Raw genomic sequence first — 1,526 nt, forward strand, 5'->3', positions numbered from 1 at the left:
CGCAAACCACGATATCGAGACCGTCGTGTTCGTCGGCGACAAGAACGGTCGCCTGTCTAAGCGTCTCGAGTTCGCCACGACGATACATAGGACCGGCGTGGAGGGCATCGCCGCTGTAGAAGTCCATCAATGTATTTCGCGTTGCGACCATTTGATCGCGGTTCACTACAGCGACGCCAACAATGTAGAACGTGCGGTCGCCGTCGATTTCGAAACTCTCGTCAATGAATGCGACCGGCGCATCATTGTCTGCATAGAGTCGCGCGAGCTTGTCGTGAATGTGGCCCCACCGTCAACGGTTAAAGAAAGCAGCCCCAGGCAGTCCGTAGACATCTGGGGCATAACGCCTCACCGGCAAGAATAAGAATATTCGAGCGAGCTACCCGCGTTGCTTGATGCAAATGTAGCACATGTACTTGAGGGCGCCAGGGCGGAGATGGTTCACAGCCGCTGATGCATCAAGAAATACCATCTGATCAGGCATTTAGCCGGTGCCCCGATAGGCTGCGACCGCGTAGCGGCCTCGAAGAGGTACTCGCAGCCTATCGGGGCAGGAAAACTGAGGCAAACACGGGTCACCGCCCTAGTGAGTAGGCGCGGTGTTCCGCAGGTGTCGAGAAGCTCCGCTTCGATGAGCGAACGCTCACCGGCCAACGACCTGCCGCCTTATCTCGGCGAGGGGTCACGAGGCGGCTATGGCAATTTTCAGAAGGGGCAACAGAGTGTAGACAATTCCGAGGATGAGGCCCGCGATAGCGGGTCCTCGCCCCACCGCCCGGTTGCCGGCGCTCCCCAGGGCATTAGCCCTTCTGATGCCGACAATGCTTAACACGATTGCGGCAGGCCCCGGAATTAGGAACTCAAACAAGAAAGCAGATGCGATGCCGAAGACTAGTCCGAGCGTGGCAGGGGTGTTCTTGGGTGCGACCGTTCCAGGTGCAGGCCGATAGTTTTCCGTCCACGACTGGCCATCGGTTGCGTCCCCGTGAGTGGTGTGGTTTCCCGCTGTTGAGCGTTGCTCCGTCAACGTAAAGAGCCACCGTGGGATGGTCAGTGAGTACCGACTAAAGCAACTCACGAAGGACACCACACGATGGCTCTAGACCAGTCTGCCCTGCTCAACCTGCTTGGCGATCTCAAACTCACCGATGTCACCGACCGCATCCGCGTCGCGACCGAAACCCTGTATCAAGAATTGATCGATGCGGAAGCGTCCGCGTTCATCGGCGCCGCCCCGTTCGAACGCTCCGGCGACCGCACCACCTACCGCAACGGCACCCGCCCGCGGACGCTGAGCACCACGGCCGGGGACCTCGATTTGAAGATCCCGAAGCTGCGCGCAGGGTCATTCTTCCCGGCTCTGCTGGAGCGGCGCCGCCGCGTTGACCAAGCCCTGTTCGCGGTCGTGATGGAGGCTTATGTCCACGGCGTCTCGACTCGCAAGGTCGACGACCTTGTCAAGGCGCTCGGCGCTGATACCGGCATCTCCAAGTCCGAAGTATCCCGGATCTGCGCGGGCCTCGACG

At 60.0% G+C, this 1,526-nt stretch carries 3 protein-coding genes; 2 read left to right on the forward strand and 1 reads right to left on the reverse strand.

Features of this window, described 5'->3' with window-relative positions:
- Nucleotides 1-364, forward strand: a 364-nt coding sequence (locus E3T54_RS16840) for a hypothetical protein (protein WP_166804908.1), incomplete at its 5' end; no start/stop codon positions are given.
- A 318-nt stretch (nucleotides 365-682) separates the two neighbouring features.
- Here E3T54_RS16840 and E3T54_RS17725 read toward each other — a convergent pair.
- A complete protein-coding gene (locus E3T54_RS17725) occupies nucleotides 683-1,090 on the reverse strand; it encodes a DUF4190 domain-containing protein (protein ID WP_370255497.1) in 408 nt (135 codons plus the stop codon).
- Nucleotides 1,091-1,093: 3 nt separating this feature from the next.
- On the opposite strand from E3T54_RS17725, the gene E3T54_RS11810 reads away from it, so the two are divergent.
- Nucleotides 1,094-1,526 (forward strand): transposase (locus E3T54_RS11810; RefSeq protein WP_174844419.1); only part of this gene is annotated, 433 nt, incomplete at its 3' end.

This window comes from Cryobacterium sp. Sr8, assembly GCF_004403225.1.
Taxonomy (GTDB): Bacteria; Actinomycetota; Actinomycetes; order Actinomycetales; family Microbacteriaceae; genus Cryobacterium; species Cryobacterium psychrotolerans.